This window comes from Spirosoma soli (assembly GCF_042684525.1).
GTDB lineage: Bacteria > Bacteroidota > Bacteroidia > Cytophagales > Spirosomataceae > Spirosoma > Spirosoma soli.
Window position 1 is genome coordinate 158,250 of record NZ_JBHULN010000009.1, and the last position, 18,212, is coordinate 176,461.

Here is an 18,212-nt window from a genome sequence, read left to right on the forward strand (position 1 = left end):
ACATGGACCCATTTCAGATTCAAAAGGCCCCAACTCAGTACGACGTAGCCATTGTCGGCTCGGGTGCTGGGGGTGGTATGGCAGCGTATACACTTGCTAAAGCTGGGGCTAAAGTTGTATTGCTTGAAGCGGGCGGCTTCTTCGATCCGGCCGATCCTAAATACATTACACAACTGAAATGGCCATGGGAGTCGCCCCGGCGTGGCGCAGGGACAACCCGGGCGTTTGGCGACTTTGATGCCGCCTGGGGCGGATGGGATATTGAGGGCGAGCCTTACACTACCGTAAAGGGAACCGAATTTCATTGGTTTCGGTCGCGGATGCTGGGCGGACGAACCAACCACTGGGGGCGTATTTCGCTTCGGTTTGCTCCCGATGATTTTCGGCGCAAAAGCATGACCGGTGTCGGCGAAGACTGGCCGATTGGCTACGATGATCTGAAACCGTTCTACGACCGGGTCGACCGACTCATTGGCGTGTTTGGCTCGGTCGAAAACATGCCGTCGGAACCCGATGGTATCTTCCTGCCCCCGCCAAAGCCTCGTCTGCACGAATTAATGATTCGCAAAGGAGCCCGGAGTATTGGTATTCCCGTCATTCCATCGCGCCTGTCGATCCTGACCAAACCGATCAATAACGAGCGGGGCGCTTGTTTTTACTGTAGCCAGTGCGGCCGGGCCTGCCAGGCGTATGCCGACTTCTCGTCGTCGTCGGTATTAGTAAAACCAGCCTTGAAAACCGGCAATGTTACGTTAATCAACGGTGCCATGGTGCGCGAAGTGATCACAGACCCAGCCACCGGACTTTGCACCGGGGTGAGCTACGTGGACACGCAAACCTTGCAGGAGGTAACCATAAAAGCCAAATCGGTAGTGCTGGCAGCTAGCGCGGGCGAAACGGCCCGGTTGCTGCTCAACTCCAAATCGTCTCGTTTCCCAACCGGGCTTGCCAATTCCAGCAACGTTGTTGGTAAATACATCAACGACTCGACCGGGGCTAGTCGCTCAGCCTTTATTCCGGCGCTGATGGACCGCAAACGGTACAACGAAGACGGAGTCGGAGGGATGCACGTCTTTACGCCCTGGTGGCTGGATAACAAGAAATTAGACTTCCCGCGCGGGTACCATATCGAGTACTGGGGCGGTATGGGCATGCCTGCTTATGGATTCGGCTGGGGTATTGAAGCCCTAAACGGCATGATTCCGGGCCGCGATGGGAAAATGAAACCAGGCGGTGGCTATGGTGCTGGCCTGAAAGATGACTTCCGGCGGTTCTACGGCGCTTATGTGGGCATGGCCGGCCGCGGTGAGCCAGTGCCTTTAGAAAGTAATTACTGCGAAATCGACCCCAACGTGGTCGATAAATACGGTATTCCGGTGCTGCGGTTCAACTACAAATGGTCTGATTACGAAGTGAAGCAGGCCAAGCACATGCAGGATACGTTCGAGGAGATTATCCACTCGATGGGTGGCATCGCCATGGGTGCGAAACCCGGTCCCGAAAATAGTTACGGTCTGGAAGCGCCGGGTAAGATCATTCACGAGGTGGGTACCGCCCGCATGGGTAGCGATCCCAAAAATTCCGTACTGAATAAATACCAGCAGGCGCACGATGTGAAAAACCTGTTTGTTGTGGATGCTGCTCCGTTCCCGTCTCAAGGCGATAAGAACGTAACCTGGACGATCCTGGCGTCGTCGATGCGCACCTCGGAATACATTATTGATCAAGTCAAACAGAAAAATATTTAAACCGGTATGAAACGTAGAGATTCCTTAAAAGCCTTATCGCTGACCGGTTTTGGCCTGGCTGTTACGCCCGTTGAAGCCGCAGTGCCCGCGCCACCGGATGTTAAACCGCTGAAGATACCCGGTGGTCGGCAAAAATTTGAAGCTGAGCGCGATGCTAAACTTAATGCTGAAAAATTCTTTACTCCGCACGAGTTGCAGACTGTAACGGTATTGTCAGACATTATCATTCCAGCCGATGAGCGATCCGGGAGTGCCTCGCAGGCGGGCGTACCGGCATTCATCGAATTTATGATGAAAGATCAGCCCCGTAACCAGACACCAATGCGCGGGGGCATCCGGTGGCTCGATAACACCTGTGTTAAGCGCTACGGCAAGCAATTCGTGCAATGCACAAAAGCGCAGCAGATTGACATGGTGGAGCAAATCGCCTACCCCGGTAAGGCGAAACCTGACATGACCCAGGGAGCCGCCTTCTTCAGCATGATGCGGAATATGACGGCTACGGGTTTCTTTACCAGCCAGATGGGTATCAAAGACCTGGGCTATGTGGGTAACACGCCAAACCAGTGGGATGGCGTGCCCGAAGACGTCCTGAAACAGTATGGCCTGGCCTACGAAGAACGCGAACTTACTCAGGGCAAATAAGCGCAACGCACTCATAATTGGAAGCGGACTCGTTTTGAAGCGGGTCCGCTTTTATTTTTGGCTTATCTTGCTGTCTTCATTAGCCTTACTGACCTGATGCGATTCTACGTGTACCTGTTTTCTCTCCTGTGCGGATTAACCGCACACGGGCAGCCGTTTCGTAACCAAGAGATTGCTCGCTGGCAACAACGGGCTAAACAAATCACCATCACCCGCGATACGTGGGGTGTGCCGCACATCTACGGCAAAACCGACGCTGACGTTGTCTTCGGCGTTTTGTATACGCAATGTGAAGACGACTTCGCCCGGGTCGAGGACAACTACATCGACGCCATTGGGCGGTTGGCTGAAGTGCAGGGCGAGTCGGCACTTTATCATGACCTGCGGGCGCGTATGTTTATGGACACGACTCAGGCCATTGCTATCTACCGCAAGAGTCCACCCTGGATGAAACAACTGCTGGACGCGTTTGCCGATGGCACGAACTTCTACCTGCACACGCATCCAAACGTAAAACCCAAACTACTCCGTCGATTTCAGCCCTGGATGCCGCTGATGTTTAGCGAAGGTAGCATTGGCGGCAACATCAGCGCCGTTTCTCTGGAGCGGATTAAGGGGTTTTACACGCAGGATCGGTCGACCTCCTGGGTTGATGACTTCGACAAACGAGACCGCGAGCCGGTGGGGTCGAATGGATTTGCCATTGCGCCCAGCAAAAGCGCGACGAAGCATGCGTTGCTGCTCATTAATCCGCACACCTCATTTTACTTCCGATCAGAAGTGCAAATGGTCAGTAACGCTGGCCTGAATGCGTACGGTGCCGTTACGTGGGGGCAGTTTTTTATTTACCAGGGCTTTAACGAGCATTGTGGTTGGATGCATACATCCAGTGCCGCCGACGTAATGGACGATTACCTTGAAACCATTGTCAAGAAAGGCAATACCTTTTATTACAAACACGGTAGCGGGCTTAAACCCGTGCAGGTTCAGAAAGTCTCATTACCTTACGTCAAGGCAGGCAGCATTCTTCATAAGGACTTTACCATCTACCGCACGCATCATGGACCCGTCATTGGTGAGAAAGACGGTAAGTGGATCACCGTCAGCATGATGAATGACCCCTTGAACGCGCTGTCGCAATCCTACCTGCGCACAAAGGCAACCAACTATGCCAGCTATAAGCAAGTGATGAAGCTCAACGGGAACGCGTCCAATAACACGGTATTTGCGGACAGCAAAGGCAACATCGCGTACTGGCACGGTAATTTCATGCCCAAACGAAACCCCAAGTTTGACTGGAGCCAACCGCTGGACGGTAGTAATCCAGAAACCGACTGGAAAGGACTGCACAGCATTGACGAAATTGTGCAGGTCTATAACCCCGCCAGCGGCTGGATACAGAATTGCAATGCCACACCGTTTACCGTTTCCGGAAAAAGTAGTCCAGTAAAAAACCAATACCCAGCATACATGGCACCCGACGCCGAAAACTACCGGGGGATCAATGCAGTACGGGTATTAAGCCGACGCTCTAGTTTCAGTCTGGATACGTTAATTGCGGCAGCTAACGACCCGCATTTGGCTGGCTTCGACGATTTAATTCCCGCTTTAGTCAAGGCCTATCAGACTGTTGCCGGTGAAGGGCAGGCCCAGTTGAAAGACGTAGGCGAAGCTATCGATACGTTGCGTAGCTGGAATATGAGTTACGGCACCAGGTCGGTGGCTACGGCTTTGGCTGTGTTGTGGGGAGAGCGGATGCAGCGGCTGGCTCGGCCTCGTGTACCAGCAACCCAACGTCTGGACAATCTGAGCTTTACAACATTCATTATTAACAATACAAGCCCGCAGGAGAAAGTCACTACGTTGAAAGACGTGCTGGACGAGATGACGCGTGACTTCGGAACCTGGAAAACGCCCTGGGGAGACATTAACCGCTTTCAGCGCCTGACCGGGAACATAGAAGAAACGTATGATGACCAGAAGGCTAGTCTGCCCGTTGGCTTTACGTCGTCGGTCTGGGGCTCGTTAGCGGCCTACGGAGCACGGACGTATCCCGGAACTAAAAAACGGTACGGTACTGTAGGGAATAGTTTTGTGGCCGTCGTCGAGTTTGGGAAACGAGTGAAAGCCCGTTCGGTCGTAACGGGCGGTGCCAGCAGTAACCCGAACTCGCCACATTTCACCGACCAGGCTCCGTTATTCTGTGCAGGAAAATTTAAGGACGTTTGGTTTTACCCTGAAGACGTTAAGCAACACGTAGAAAAGACGTACCACCCCGGGGAGTAATATATAAACGCGTGCATTGGTCATTCGATATTGAGTCTGTAGTCGAGTGACCAGTGCACGCGCTTATTTGGCAGGATTATAATACTGCTCCCAAAAGGCTAATTGCGCCTTGTTGGCTAACGGCAGTGATTGACTGGTTGTGTCGAAGACCATGACAACTTGCTTCTGGGAGTTATACGCGGGCCAATCGGGTAAACCTTTGCTATTGGGATTGCCCGTCCGGGCAAAGTTGACCCAGTATGTAGACATTAACTCAGCCAGTTGCCGATCTTCGGCTTTCCAGGGTCGGTTAAGCGTATGCAGGTTATCATAAGCATAGGCAACCTCCCCCGAGTGAAACGCACCAAAAGCGGTCTCGGGCGTTTGAGCGGGCACATCCCGGTTAAAATTATATAAATAGACGGGTGCTTTACCCGTTTTGGTCTGCATGTTCGCCCAGGCGTAGTCCTGAATAGCAAATGTTTCGTCGCGGTTGCTATAGCCTTGTGATTGAGCTGATTCGGCTTCAGACTGGCTCGGGTAAAGAATTAAGAACGTGGAGGCAAGTAGTCCAAACCGTTTTTGCGTCTGGTTTCGAAAAGCGTCTGCTTTACTGGGTGCTCCCATCACTTTATCGTCTTTATTCCAGCCCAGTAGCACCGGCACATCGTTTTGTTGACCTGCGGCATACACCGCCGAAACGTCGGTCGGAACTACGTAACCGTCCACGATCGGAGCGCTCAGACCGCCCTGCGCGTTCAGCATTTCGTCGGCTGGTTTAGCGCGCAGCTCGGCCAGCGAGTGGGCATTCAATGATTGAGCAAACGTAACCCCTTGTTGGGCGGCAGCCGCTAACGTCAGGCGCGGCCGAAGGGGGTTGCTGTACATGCTGCCACCGCTTTCGGCAATGGCACGCTCGAAGAGGCCTTTTGCTACCGGAGACGCGGCCAGTAAGTTAACCGCCGAAGCCCCCGCCGACTGGCCAGCTACGGTTACGTTAGCGGCATCGCCACCAAACGCGGCTATGTTCTTCTTGACCCAGGTTAAAGCGGCAATCATGTCCAGCAAAGCGTAGTTGCCCGACGTGTTGTTCCCCGATTCCTGATTCAGTTCCGGATGGGCCAAAAAGCCGAAAACGCCCAGCCGGTAATTGATCGTGACAAACACAACGCCTTTTTTCGCCATAGCTTCGCCGTCGTAAATAGGACAGGCACCACCACCGCTTCGAAAGCCCCCACCCGGGATGTAAACAATTACAGGGCGTTTATCGGTAGCAGATTTAGCTCCGCTCCACACATTGAGGTACAGGCAGTCTTCACTGATGGGCGATGCTGGAATCAGAAATTCCGACGACCAATACATAAACGGGGCTGGTTTAGATTGCATCGGGCTTGGTCCAAAGGCATGACACTTCCGTACGCCCTGCCAGGCTGCCACCGGCTGGGGTGCTTTCCAGCGTAGGTTGCCTACGGGAGGGGCGGCAAACGGAATTCCTCTGTAAATCTGAATATCACCCGTTGGGTTAGAGACTCCTTCTACTAGGCCCGAGGCAATTTTAAGCACGGGTGGTTGGCCAAACGCTAGCAGCGAACAGTAAACAAACAAAACGAGGAAGGCTATTTTCATAGAATGTAGAGGTCAACAACGCACACGAAGTGATAGGACAATGGACCACCCTATGGCCTCCGATGAGAGATAAAGCCATCTCTGTAGTTTTCTACTCGACAAAAAAGCCTGAATGACCAGCTTTTAAGAGGGGCATTCAGGCTATGTCTTAAACCGGTGGAAAGGGGCAACGCTTACTCGGATAGGTGAGCTTGGCCTTGAATAACAGGCTACACCGTTCGATCGACGTATTGATTGTCGCGCTTTTCAACCGTCTGATTATCGCGGGTATTTTTTTGAACCGCAATGGCGGCAAACAGGCTAAGTGTAAACGACATAGCATAAAACCCTTTCTCACTGAGGGTTAGGGTTGCATTCCATAAACCGACGGTCAATAACAGAATGGCCAGCAGCGCCGACACCCAGCTTATGCCATAATACACATTGGTTACGGGGATGCCTTCAAGCCTGTCCCGGACACTTTTCTGGACCGACACGGCCGCAAACAGGCCATACATCAAAACAGTAAAGTAATACCCCTTTTCGTTCAGGGCCATCTGGGCGTTCCATAAGCCCACATTAAACGCTAACATACCCGCAATCAGGGCTACCCACGATACGGCAATAAAGGCACTAGATGGTTGTTGGTTCATTGTTTTGTGTTTAGTTATGTAAGTAGTAGTCAAAGGCAACTACTTGAAAAAGAGGAATTTTTCTGCAATTCTCTCGCTTATTTTATCACAAAACAATGTTTGGCAAGAACGACTTAGTTATCGGTAAGTCCCCCGATTCATCAGGATTCTACCAGGATAGTTCGGGGATTATGAAAGCACTTCTGTTTTCGTGAACACGATGCTTGTGTCTGATCGAGTTCATCTCTAAATGACGCGGAATTGACTTTCTACCATTATCTACCGACGGATTCTCCAGAAGAATAGACCACAAAACGCTATCATGTTTTGTATGTAGCGCAAGAGAAACCGAGGGAATTTGTTGATTATCCGCCACTCAGTTGACAGACAACCGTTTACCCGAAATCAGTAACTTTTTCCTTCTGTATTGCACCCGTTCCTGCCAAAAGTTGCGTACCTTTATTCCCCGTAACGACCAAAACAGGTTTCAATCATGGCGGCTACGGGACCAAAATCCGCAAAGTATATTTTTGTTACGGGCGGGGTAACTTCATCACTTGGCAAAGGCATCATTGCCTCTTCTCTTGCCAAATTGCTTCAATCGCGGGGGCTGACGGTAACGATCCAGAAATTCGATCCGTACATCAACATCGACCCCGGTACACTCAATCCGTATGAACACGGCGAATGCTACGTCACCGACGATGGAGCCGAAACCGATCTTGATCTGGGGCACTACGAACGGTTTTTAAATCGGCCAACCTCCCAGGCGAATAACATCACCACGGGCCGAATCTACAACAACGTAATCACGCGCGAGCGCCGGGGCGACTTTCTGGGTAAAACCGTTCAGGTCGTGCCGCATATCACCGACGAGATCAAACGCAACATCCGGCTGTTGGGCGATACCGGCGAATACGATATCGTAATCACTGAAATAGGGGGGTGCGTAGGCGATATTGAATCGCTGCCCTTTATAGAGGCCGTTCGGCAGTTAAAGTTTGAGCTGGGAGAACACGATACGCTGGTTATTCACCTGACGCTGGTACCCTATCTGCAATCGGCGGGCGAGCTAAAAACGAAGCCAACGCAGCACTCGGTGCGAATGCTACTCGAAAATGGGGTGCAGCCCGACATCATCGTTTGCCGGAGCGAACATCCGCTGCCGCAGGAGATTCGCCGGAAGATTGCCTTATTCTGTAACGTACAGGTTAGCTCGGTTATCGAAGCCATTGATGCCGAGACCATCTACGATGTGCCGTTGCTGATGCAGAAGGAGCGACTCGATCAGCGGGCGTTGTATATGCTCGATCTGTATAACGACAAAGACGCCGACCTTGACGCCTGGAAAAACTTTTTGGGGCGGCTCAAAAACCCCGGCGAAACGCTGCGCATCGGTCTGGTTGGTAAATATGTTGAGCTGAAGGACGCTTACAAATCCATTGCAGAGTCGTTCATTCACGCGGGGGCCACCAATGAGTGCAAGGTGCAACTTGAGTGGATTCAGTCTGAGACGCTGGCCGACGAACACCATTGCGCGGATGCCTTACGGGACCTCGATGCGGTGTTGGTCGCTCCCGGCTTTGGCGAGCGGGGCATAGAAGGTAAAATTAATGCTGTCCGCTACGTACGTGAACATGGTATTCCGTTCCTGGGCATTTGCCTGGGCATGCAGATGGCCGTTATTGAGTATGCCCGCAACGTGATGGGGATTGAAGATGCCCACTCAACCGAGATGGAGCCTCATACGGCGAGCCCTGTCATCAGCATGATGGAAGAGCAGAAAAGCATTACCGACAAAGGCGGCACGATGCGACTGGGTGCGTACACCTGTAAACTAAAGCGCGACTCGCTGGCGCAGCAGATTTATGGCAAAACGCAGATTAGCGAACGCCACCGCCACCGTTACGAGTTTAATAATGACTATCTGGATCAATTTGAGCGGGCTGGGTTGCGGCCAACAGGTATCAATCCTGAAACGGGGCTGGTTGAAATCGTAGAGCTAGCGAATCATCCCTGGTTTGTGGGGGTTCAATTTCACCCCGAATTAAAAAGTACAGTCATGAATCCGCACCCCTTATTTGTAGGGTTTGTGCGAGCTGCCCTGACCTACAACCAACAGAAGCGTGTGACAACCGCTCCCGAATCCACGGCGGCTATAGAAACTGCTGATGTGGTTGATTAAGCGGGCAGATTGGCGTACTTTTGCGCATTGATATACAATTTACGAAATACGACTTACGAGGTGGAAACGCTAACGTATGTCTTCGTAAATCGTAAATCGTACTTCGTAAATCATATACATGGATCGTAATCAAATAATTGGCATCGTCCTGATTTTGGCGATGCTTGTCGGCTATCAGATTCTGGTACCCAAACCTGCGCCTGACCCGGCCCGGCAAGGGAAGCAGCCGACTCCAACAGCACAAACCACAAAGCCGACAACGGCATCCGGGGGAGTTGCTGCCAGCAACGCAGCAACCCAGCCGCTGGATTCGGTTGCTGCCCTACGGCAGTTTGGTGACTTTGCGGCCGTTGCTACGGGACAAGCGCAGGATATTGTCGTTGAGAACAAAGACATGAAGGTAACCTTTAGCACGCAGGGAGGCCGCGTGAAAGAGGTCGTGCTGAAGAATTATAAAACTTATGACCAGAAACCACTGGTGCTGGTCGATCAGCAGAGCAGCAAAACCTCTCTGGAGTTACCCACAAATCGAGGCAAAGTCGACTTACACAAGCTGTATTACCAGACATCGACCCGCAGCGGTACGGTAAGTACTCAACCGCAGCAAGTTGTATTTCGAGCAGAGGTTGCGCCGGGAGAATCTGTAGAACAGGTGTATACGGTGCCGGCTGAAGGTTACGTGCTGAATTATAATCTCAAGCTAAATGGATTGAACAATGTGGTTGGCAACGACAACATTCGGTTCGTTTGGGAAGACAAGATGCGGCAATACGAAAACGACCTGGCAAACAACCGTCGTTCGGCTACCATCAACTACTTTACCGCCGACGAGAGTTTTGATAAACTGACCGAAGGCGAAAGCAGTCAGGAAGCTACGCTCGAAGAGCCGGTGCAGTGGTTTACCATCAAACACAAGTATTTCCTGTCGGGCTTTGTGGCGCAAAACAGCCCGCTCACCAAGGCTAGTTTTAAAGCCCTCGTTGATCCTAACGACTCAAGTGTGGTAAAAACGGCCATTTCCGACGTATCGCTGTCAATGGCTGACGTAAAAAGCGGTAAAGGGCAATACAAGTTTTATTACGGCCCGAACGACTTTCAGCTGCTGGGAAATGTGGCGCCCGAGTTTGACCAGAACGTGTACTTAGGCTATTCAATCCTGAAGCCAATCAACAAGTACTTCTTCGTGCCGGTATTTAACGTACTCGAAAAGTTTATCACCAATTACGGGTTACTCATTATTGCGCTGGTGGTGTTTGTGAAGTTAATTCTAACACCGTTAACCTACCGCTCTTACGTTAGTATGGCCAAAATGCGCGTGCTGGCCCCGGAGATTAATGAGATCAAGGAGCGGGTAGGTGATGATATGGCCAAGCAGCAGTCGGAGCAGATGAAGCTGTATCAGGAGGTAGGCGTGAGCCCGTTGAGCGGCTGCGTGCCCGTGCTGGCAACCATGCCAATTCTGTTTGCGTTGTTCATGCTGTTCCCGAACCTGATTGAGCTTCGTCAGAAGTCGTTCCTGTGGGCGCCGGACTTATCGACTTACGACGCCTTTATTACGTTTCCGGCCCTGCCGTTTGTCGGTAGTCACCTTAGTTTGTTTACCGTGCTGATGACGGCTTCGTCGATTGCCTATGCCTACTACAACAACCAGACGACGCCAACGCAGCCGGGACCGGTCAACATGAAAGCTTTGAGTTACGTGTTTCCGCTAATGTTCATGTTTGTGCTGAATTCGTACCCAGCTGGTCTGACGTTTTACTACTTTGTCTCGAACGTTGTAACCATTACGCAGCAGCAGCTGATCCGTCGTTTTGTCGATGAAGATAAAATCAAGGCTATTCTGGACGAAAATCGGCGTAAGAATGCATCTGGTCAGGGTAAGAAACCGGGTGGATTCCAGGCTATGTTACAAAAACAGTTAGCTGCCGCCGAAGAGGCCCGCAAACAAGCCGACGAAGCCCAGCGGAAAGCCAAACAAAAGAAGTAAATACGGTATACAGATTTCGGTATACGCTGAGTACACTCCGCTTTTACACCGTACACGAAAACTATATATCGAAATTACGTCTAACAAAAGCAACGCCCACGCGTTGCTTTTGTGTGTGAACCCACGAATACATGAACAGTAGAGTTTATTTATGTAAGCTGGTAGTTTGGGGGCTGCTTTGGGTTATGGGGCAGTCGGTCGCCTGGGCTCAGCCATCGCCTGAAACACAAAAACGTTATAAAGCGGCTGTTCGGCTAGTGCAAACCGGTGACTACGAACGCGCTAAGTCTGAGTTGAACCCGCTGATTCAACGGGATGGGCCACTAGCGCCGTACGCCCATTATTACTACGCCCTCGCAGCATTTCGAGAAAAGAACTTCAACCAGGCCCGGCTGATGCTGAAGCAGTTGATGAGCCGCTTTCCAAACTGGCAGAAGATGGACGATGCCAGTTATCTGTTTTCAGCCGTATGTATGGAAACCGGTCAGTATGAAGATGCGCTGGCTGCTTTACAACGTATTGGCGACCCCAGCCTACGAGCCGACGTTACTAAACTAGAGCAAAGCTTTATTCCGCGAATCACGGAGCTGGGCCGGTTAAAGCAGTTAAACAAGGAATTTCCGGATAACCGCACCGTCGGTTTAGCGCTGATCGACCTGATTCAGCGGACCGCCAGTGATAAAGATGATCTAGAGCTTTCAGATCGGCTGACCAATCGTTTTGGTTTACCTGCAAACGCTTCGGCTCGGCCGACGTCTGCTTCTGCAGCATCTCCAGCCCCTACGACTCGTCCGGCAGATCCAGTTACGCAGCCGACTCGCTCATCGCGTCCTAAAGGATACTATAACGTGGCCGTTATGTTTCCCTTTCGCGTGGATGGGTTTGATGCCGATAAGCGACTACGGTCGAACCAGTACGTTTACGATCTGTATAATGGCATTAAACTAGCCAAGGATAAGCTACAAGAGGAAGGCATCACTATTAATCTGTTTGCGTACGACGTCGACAACGATGCTAACAGAACCCTTGAACTCGTGAATAGCCCGGCCTTTGCCCAAACCGACTTAATCATTGGTCCATTATACGTGGAGCCCAACCGGATTGTGTCGGCCTTCGCCAATCAGAATAACATGCTCTTGCTGAACCCGATAGCGACCAGCAGCGAACTGGTGGCCAATCAGCCCATGTCATTTCTGGCACAACCTTCATTGGCCAGGCAGGCGCAAAAAGTAGCTGAACAGGCCCGCGCTATGGGCGGGGGACGTCGAGCCGCCATTTATTTCGGCTCGGCCCGTAAAGACTCCCTGCTGGCACTAGCCTACCAAAACGAACTGAAACGGCTGAATTATCAAATCGTCGATTTTCGTAAGCTGACCGGTAATGGCTCGGCCATGGCCAGTACCATGCAGTTGGGAGCGGTAACGCCCGCCCCTCAGACAGCTACCAGCACCACGCCCGCAGTTATTACCTTAGGCCACGTTTTTTTTGCCAGCAGTAACGAAGATGATGGGACCCGTATCCTGGACGCCCTGAGCCGCCGTCGGGTGAGCGCTCCACTGATCGCTACGGCAACCGCCTTCGATTTCTATCGAAGTTCAACGTCTACATTCACTCGGCGGGATTTATACTTGTTGTATCCCGATTTCATTGATAATGCAAGGGAGCCGGTTATTACCTTTCAGGAATCGTATCTGGCGACCCGGAACACCATTCCATCTGTATTTGCCAGTCAGGGCTATGATATGATGTTATTTTTTGGGCGGCAGTTAGCAAAAAATGGCACTCAGCTACGCAACCGGATGGCGCTACGTTCCGATACGGACGATTACCTGCTGTCGGGTTTCGATTATACACAAGCCAATGAAAATCAAATCGTCCCCATCGTTAAGTATCAGGACGGGCGGTTTACTAAAATTAATTAGCCAACGAATGAACGAGTGAAAAGCGAGTAGTCCATAACCCGCTCGTTCACTCGTTCATTCGTTGGCTCTTTGAACCATGACAACAAGCGAACAATTATTTGAAAAAGCTAAAACGCTGATTCCAGGTGGGGTTAACTCGCCAGTACGTGCGTTTCGGGCGGTAGGCGGTACTCCGTTGTTTATTAAGTCGGCCAAAGGACCTTATGTTTACGATGAAGACGGTCGACAATACATTGAGCTTATCAATTCGTGGGGACCAATGATTCTGGGTCATGCGTTCGAGCCAGTTGAAAAAGCCGTTCGTGAGGCCATCCAGCATTCGTTTTCCTTTGGGGCACCAACCCGAAAGGAAGTCGAAATGGCCGAGTTAATCATTGATATGGTGCCTTCGGTTGAGAAGGTTCGGATGGTGAACTCCGGTACCGAAGCCACCATGGCTGCCATCCGGGTGGCTCGTGGGTTTACGGGGCGCGACAAGATCATCAAGTTTGAAGGCTGTTACCACGGGCATGGCGATTCTTTTCTGATTGCGGCCGGTAGCGGAGCGGTCACGATGGGCATTCCTGACTCGCCGGGCGTCACAAAAGCTACAGCGGCTGATACGTTAACGGCGCCTTACAACAACCTGGCGGCTGTGGAAGTGCTCCTGGATAATAACCAAAATCAGGTGGCTGCCTTAATTCTGGAGCCGGTAGTTGGTAACATGGGGTGCGTGCTACCGGAGCCTGGTTTCCTGGAAGGGCTGCGTGATTTGTGCGACAAACACGGGGTAGTTTTAATTTTCGATGAAGTGATGACCGGCTTTCGGTTGGCTAAGGGCGGGGCGCAGGAGCGATTTGGCGTCGTGCCCGATATGACTACCATGGGTAAAATTATTGGGGGAGGCATGCCCGTTGGCGCCTACGGTGGCCGCAAAGAAATTATGGATGTTGTATCCCCGGCTGGTCCTGTGTATCAGGCAGGTACATTATCGGGTAATCCAATTGCAATGTCGGCCGGACTAGCCATGCTACATCACCTGAACGATCACCCAGACGTGTACACCCAACTAGATCAAATTGGCGAAAAACTAACCGCCGGTTTCCGGGCGGGTTTGCAAAAAGCGGGGCTCAACTATACCATCAACCACATCAGCTCTATGTTCACCCTGTTCATGACGGAGCGCCCGGTGACCAACTTCGCGGAGGCAAAGTCCTGCGATTTACCGCTGTTTGGGCGATACTTTCATGCCATGCTGAAACGGGGCGTTTATCTGGCACCGTCGCAGTTCGAAAGCTTGTTTTTATCGACGGTGTTGACTGATGATTTAATCCAACAGGTGATTCAGGCGAATGAAGAAAGTTTATTAGAAGCCGTATCTGCCGCATGAACATCAAGGGAGTCATCTTTGATTTTGACGGTACGTTAGCCGATACATTGCCGCTTTGCATTCGGGCGTTTCGGCATTCCATTGAGCCGCGGTTGGGCCGCCCGGTGAGTAATGAAGAAATTATTGCCACGTTTGGCCCGTCGGAAGAAGGAACTATAAAAGCGCTGATACCGGACTATTACGATGAGGGAGTAGCTGAGTACCTGGCTCATTATGAACGGTTTCATAGCGATTACCCAGACCTGTTTCCAGGCATTCAGCCTCTGTTGGACGAACTACAAACAAAGGAGGTTAAGCTGGCTTTAGTAACGGGCAAAGGTCAACGTAGTGCGGCAATGTCCTTGCAATTCTATAACCTGACGCCTTATTTCAGTGCCTTTGGCTATGGTGATTTGAGTATGAACAGCAAAACGGGCAATATCAACCGTATTGTGGCAGACTGGCAACTAACGCCCGAGGAGGTGCTGTACGTTGGGGACGCGCCGAGTGACATAGTAGCCTGTCGGAAAGCGGGTGTGCCGATTGCTTCGGCCGCCTGGGCAACGACTGCGGATGGGCTGGAGTTACAAAAGCTACAGCCCGATTATCTGTTTAAGTCCGTAGACGCGTTTCGCGAGTGGTTGTTCGCGCATGTATAGAACACTGATGCGACGGATTACTTATAATTTGTCGCATTAATGTCATCCGTAGGTTTATGAATCCGTACTAATCTGTGACATCTGCGTTATCCGTGTTCTATTCTGTCATCATTCCTGTCTTTAATCGCCCCGATGAGCTGCGTGAGTTGCTGGACAGCCTCACCAGACAGACCTATAAGAACTTCGAGGTGCTGGTCATAGAAGATGGCTCAACGAACAGAGCGGATCAGGTGGTAGCTGATTTTGAGGGACAATTGAGTATTCACTACTTCTTCAAAGAAAATTCGGGGCAGGGCTTCACCCGAAATTATGGTTTTGAGCGAGCACAGGGCGATTACTTTGTCATCTTCGACTCGGATGCGCTCGTGCCACCCCATTACTTTGCCGCTATAGAGCAACAGGTACAGAATCAATGGCTGGATGCTTACGGTGGGCCCGATACTGCTCATCCCGATTTTAGCCCAATCCAAAAAGCAATTAGTTACTCCATGACGTCACCCTTCACAACGGGCGGCATTCGGGGCAGCAAGAAAAATCTGGGGGGCACGTATCACCCAAGAAGCTTTAATATGGGTCTGTCTCGAAAGGTATGGGAAACCATTGGTGGGTATAGGCTCAGTCGAATGGGGGAGGATATTGAGTTTGCCATTCGTATCATTGAGCATGGGTTTAAGACTGGACTCATACCCGATGCCTTTATCTACCACAAACGCCGAACGAGCTTTCGTCAGTTCTTCCGTCAGCTTCGGTTTTTTGGCCGCGCCCGGATTAACATTTCCCGTTATTACCCAAACGAACTGAAACTTGTTCATACGTTTCCGGCACTGTTCACCCTGTTTGTCTTTTCGGTACCTATTTGGGCGTTTATCAGCCCGGTGCTATTCGGATTGGCCATCGGTATCTTACTGCTGTTTTCGGTATTGATTTTGCAGGACGCTACACGCCAGGAAAAAAGTTTGACAGTCGGTTTACTCAGTGTCGTGGCCGCTTTTGTGCAGCTGATTGGCTATGGAGTAGGTTTCATGAGCGAAGGCTGGAAGCGGTTGCGCGAACCGAAAGGATTTCGAGAAACTGGCGCAAGCATCGAGTATCCTTCCTAATGTTATCCAAATGTTAACAAATGGCTGATTGATAGCGTTATGCCTGTACCTGCCCACTATAACAAAGATCACATGGCAAAGCTTGCCCAGCCTCCGGGGCGCCGATTGGTCAAACGGATGAGTACCCGGACAAAGTGGTTGATTCTAGCTCCGTTAAGCCTGATGTTTATTGGGGCTGGTTTATGCGTGGTAAGCGAAGCCGGTCACCTAAAACAGACTGGAGCACCGTTTCGGCAGTGGTTTTTACTGGGAACTTACGGCCTTATTCTCGTTAATGGAGGATTATCGCTGTTTGGGCAGGCGGTGCGCTTTCGGGTGCAGTTGGATTATCGGCGATTTGTGCGTCGGGAGCTTAAGAAGCGGGATCTGGCGCGCCGAAAACGAAAATCCTCACCCGATTGAGTGAGGATCAAATTGAATTCCAGTCAATCGACTTCTCGATTAAGCGGCTTTTTTCTCAGAGAACGATGCCTTGATGGCTTCTACGTCTACGTTCTTAATGATTGGCTTACGTAGCAGTTGCTTAATAGCAGCCGTTTTATTGTTCGCGATGGCGCGGTTCCGGCGACCTTTACGCTTTAATTCAGTTACTCCCATGACTGTATCTTAGTTAATTCGTGTCAGTTCAAAAAATCAGAGCGCAAAAATAGTGTTTTTATTAGACAAAGTAAATGGTAGGGCAGAGTTTTACGCTTAGTGCTTATTTTTGCGCTATGCAAAAACCGACCTTACCCAAAGGCACTCGTGATTTCGGGCCGGAGCAAATGCGCAAACGGCTTTTTATATTTGACACCATCCGCCAAACGTTTAAACGATTTGGGTTTCAACCGTTAGAAACACCGTCCATGGAAAACCTCTCGACGCTGACGGGAAAGTACGGCGACGAAGGTGACCAGCTACTCTTTAAAATTCTGAACTCAGGTGATTTTGCCGCGGATCTGACCGAACTCGACATTGCATCGGGCTATAAGAAATTAACGCCCAAGATTGCGGAAAAAGGCCTGCGTTACGATCTAACGGTTCCGTTTGCCCGCTACGTGGTCATGAATCGAAACAGCTTGACCATGCCGTTCAAGCGGTATCAAATGCAGCCCGTCTGGCGAGCCGACCGACCGCAGAAAGGCCGCTACCGGGAGTTTTATCAGTGCGATGCCGACGTGGTGGGTACCGATTCGCTGATCTGCGAAGCCGAGATTGTACTGATGATTCACGAAGTGTTTCGTAACCTGGGCATTCAGGACTTTACCCTAAAGGTCAATAACCGAAAGATTCTGGCGGGGATGGCTGAGGTTATTGGTGCCCCGGGGCAGGAGGGGCCCTTGGCGGTTGCTATTGATAAACTTGACAAGATTGGGCCCGAAAAAGTAAAAGATGAACTGCGCGAACGCGGTTTTTCGGAAAAGGCAATAGAGACATTAGTAGTAGATTGGATAGGCCAAAAATTAACCAACAGCGAGATTTGGAATGATTTCAGACATAAACTGAATGCATCCCAAATTGGTCAGCAGGGCGTTGACGAATTGGAAGAAATGCTCCGGTTAGTCGAGCAATATGGCTTAGAAAAACCTCAGATTGAAGTTGACCCAACTCTGGCTCGCGGCCTTTCCTATTATACAGGCGCTATTTTCGAAGTGAAAGCCAATGGCGTTTCAATTGGTAGCGTCAGTGGAGGAGGTCGCTACGATAATCTGACGGGCGCATTTGGTATGCCAGGCTTATCGGGTGTAGGTATCTCGTTTGGGGTTGACCGTATCTACGACGTCATGGACGAGCTGAACCTGTTTCCGGCGTCGGCGGGGCAGGGAACGCAAGTGCTGATCGTGCCCTTCGATAGCGACGCCAGGGCAGTAGCGCTCCCCTTGTTGACCAAACTTCGCCGGGCAGACGTAGCGGCCGAGGTTTATCCTGATCTGTCGAAGGTGAAAAAGATGCTGGATTATGCCAACGCCAAAGGCATTCCGTACGTAGTGCTGATTGGCTCGGAGGAAGTGCAGACAGGGCAATTCTCGGTTAAAAACATGGTGACCGGTGAGCAGAAAAAGCTCGGTGCCGACGAGGTGCTTTGGATCGTGAAAGGATAATCTACCCCGGACAACTGCCCGAGCCGTTCCAACGT

At 51.1% G+C, this 18,212-nt stretch carries 14 protein-coding genes; 11 read left to right on the plus strand and 3 right to left on the minus strand.

The annotated features are described in order from the left end of the window. Positions 1-2 precede the first annotated feature (2 nt). The 3 genes from ACFSUS_RS16035 (at position 3) to ACFSUS_RS16045 (ending at position 4,679) form a co-directional block, all read left to right on the plus strand. Entirely contained in the window at positions 3-1,748 is a 1,746-nt protein-coding gene (locus tag ACFSUS_RS16035) for a GMC family oxidoreductase (RefSeq protein ID WP_381524269.1), read from the plus strand. Between the two features lie 6 nt (positions 1,749-1,754). After that, the gene (locus ACFSUS_RS16040; RefSeq protein ID WP_381524271.1) at positions 1,755-2,393 is read left to right on the plus strand and encodes a gluconate 2-dehydrogenase subunit 3 family protein; all 639 of its coding nucleotides are present in this window, start codon (positions 1,755-1,757) and stop codon (positions 2,391-2,393) included. Positions 2,394-2,489: 96 nt separating this feature from the next. Then, on the plus strand, positions 2,490-4,679 hold the full coding sequence (locus tag ACFSUS_RS16045) for a penicillin acylase family protein (RefSeq protein WP_381524273.1): 2,190 nt from the start codon (positions 2,490-2,492) through the stop codon (positions 4,677-4,679). Positions 4,680-4,742: 63 nt separating this feature from the next. Here the strand turns inward: ACFSUS_RS16045 and ACFSUS_RS16050 are convergent, their stop codons facing one another. Both ACFSUS_RS16050 and yiaA read right to left on the minus strand, forming a co-directional pair. Beyond that, entirely contained in the window at positions 4,743-6,284 is a 1,542-nt protein-coding gene (locus tag ACFSUS_RS16050) for a carboxylesterase/lipase family protein (protein ID WP_381524274.1), read from the minus strand. 209 nt (positions 6,285-6,493) lie between these two features. Next, positions 6,494-6,916, minus strand: coding sequence for an inner membrane protein YiaA (yiaA, locus tag ACFSUS_RS16055; protein ID WP_381524275.1), 423 nt, complete (start codon positions 6,914-6,916; stop codon positions 6,494-6,496). A 472-nt stretch (positions 6,917-7,388) separates the two neighbouring features. Here yiaA and ACFSUS_RS16060 point away from each other — a divergent pair, with 472 nt between their 5' ends. The 7 genes from ACFSUS_RS16060 to ACFSUS_RS16090 all read left to right on the plus strand — a co-directional run bounded on the left by ACFSUS_RS16060 (position 7,389) and on the right by ACFSUS_RS16090 (position 16,498). Beyond that, a complete protein-coding gene (locus tag ACFSUS_RS16060) occupies positions 7,389-9,080 on the plus strand; it encodes a CTP synthase (RefSeq protein WP_381524277.1) in 1,692 nt (563 codons plus the stop codon). A 118-nt stretch (positions 9,081-9,198) separates the two neighbouring features. After that, entirely contained in the window at positions 9,199-11,067 is a 1,869-nt protein-coding gene (yidC, locus tag ACFSUS_RS16065; protein WP_381524280.1) for a membrane protein insertase YidC, read from the plus strand. Between the two features lie 131 nt (positions 11,068-11,198). Then, positions 11,199-12,989, plus strand: a complete 1,791-nt coding sequence (locus ACFSUS_RS16070; protein ID WP_381524282.1) for a tetratricopeptide repeat protein — start codon at positions 11,199-11,201, stop codon at positions 12,987-12,989. Positions 12,990-13,065: 76 nt separating this feature from the next. After that, on the plus strand, positions 13,066-14,358 hold the full coding sequence (gene hemL / locus ACFSUS_RS16075) for a glutamate-1-semialdehyde 2,1-aminomutase (RefSeq protein ID WP_381524284.1): 1,293 nt from the start codon (positions 13,066-13,068) through the stop codon (positions 14,356-14,358). Beyond that, on the plus strand, positions 14,355-14,996 hold the full coding sequence (locus ACFSUS_RS16080) for an HAD family hydrolase (protein ID WP_381524286.1): 642 nt from the start codon (positions 14,355-14,357) through the stop codon (positions 14,994-14,996). Before hemL ends, ACFSUS_RS16080 begins: the two co-directional genes overlap by 4 nt. Positions 14,997-15,088: 92 nt before the next feature. Next, positions 15,089-16,096, plus strand: coding sequence for a glycosyltransferase (locus ACFSUS_RS16085; RefSeq protein ID WP_381524455.1), 1,008 nt, complete (start codon positions 15,089-15,091; stop codon positions 16,094-16,096). A gap of 72 nt (positions 16,097-16,168) precedes the next feature. Continuing rightward, positions 16,169-16,498, plus strand: a complete 330-nt coding sequence (locus ACFSUS_RS16090; protein WP_381524288.1) for a hypothetical protein — start codon at positions 16,169-16,171, stop codon at positions 16,496-16,498. Between the two features lie 39 nt (positions 16,499-16,537). Here ACFSUS_RS16090 and ACFSUS_RS16095 read toward each other — a convergent pair whose 3' ends face one another. Further along, positions 16,538-16,693: a hypothetical protein gene (locus ACFSUS_RS16095; protein ID WP_381524290.1), complete on the minus strand. Its 156-nt coding sequence runs from the start codon at positions 16,691-16,693 to the stop codon at positions 16,538-16,540. 116 nt (positions 16,694-16,809) lie between these two features. Here ACFSUS_RS16095 and hisS point away from each other — a divergent pair, with 116 nt between their 5' ends. Then, positions 16,810-18,177 carry a histidine--tRNA ligase gene (hisS, locus tag ACFSUS_RS16100; protein WP_381524292.1) on the plus strand — a complete coding sequence of 456 codons (1,368 nt, stop codon included), beginning with the start codon at positions 16,810-16,812 and terminating at the stop codon, positions 18,175-18,177. Positions 18,178-18,212: the final 35 nt, after the last annotated feature.

Coding starts and splice junctions, on each gene's coding strand:
- ACFSUS_RS16035 (WP_381524269.1), top strand. CDS start 3: ATGGACCCATTTCAGATTCAAAAGGCCCCAACTCAGTACGACGTAGCC.
- ACFSUS_RS16040 (WP_381524271.1), top strand. CDS start 1,755: ATGAAACGTAGAGATTCCTTAAAAGCCTTATCGCTGACCGGTTTTGGC.
- ACFSUS_RS16045 (WP_381524273.1), top strand. CDS start 2,490: ATGCGATTCTACGTGTACCTGTTTTCTCTCCTGTGCGGATTAACCGCA.
- ACFSUS_RS16050 (WP_381524274.1), bottom strand. CDS start 6,284: ATGAAAATAGCCTTCCTCGTTTTGTTTGTTTACTGTTCGCTGCTAGCG.
- yiaA (WP_381524275.1), bottom strand. CDS start 6,916: ATGAACCAACAACCATCTAGTGCCTTTATTGCCGTATCGTGGGTAGCC.
- ACFSUS_RS16060 (WP_381524277.1), top strand. CDS start 7,389: ATGGCGGCTACGGGACCAAAATCCGCAAAGTATATTTTTGTTACGGGC.
- yidC (WP_381524280.1), top strand. CDS start 9,199: ATGGATCGTAATCAAATAATTGGCATCGTCCTGATTTTGGCGATGCTT.
- ACFSUS_RS16070 (WP_381524282.1), top strand. CDS start 11,199: ATGAACAGTAGAGTTTATTTATGTAAGCTGGTAGTTTGGGGGCTGCTT.
- hemL (WP_381524284.1), top strand. CDS start 13,066: ATGACAACAAGCGAACAATTATTTGAAAAAGCTAAAACGCTGATTCCA.
- ACFSUS_RS16080 (WP_381524286.1), top strand. CDS start 14,355: ATGAACATCAAGGGAGTCATCTTTGATTTTGACGGTACGTTAGCCGAT.
- ACFSUS_RS16090 (WP_381524288.1), top strand. CDS start 16,169: ATGGCAAAGCTTGCCCAGCCTCCGGGGCGCCGATTGGTCAAACGGATG.
- ACFSUS_RS16095 (WP_381524290.1), bottom strand. CDS start 16,693: ATGGGAGTAACTGAATTAAAGCGTAAAGGTCGCCGGAACCGCGCCATC.
- hisS (WP_381524292.1), top strand. CDS start 16,810: ATGCAAAAACCGACCTTACCCAAAGGCACTCGTGATTTCGGGCCGGAG.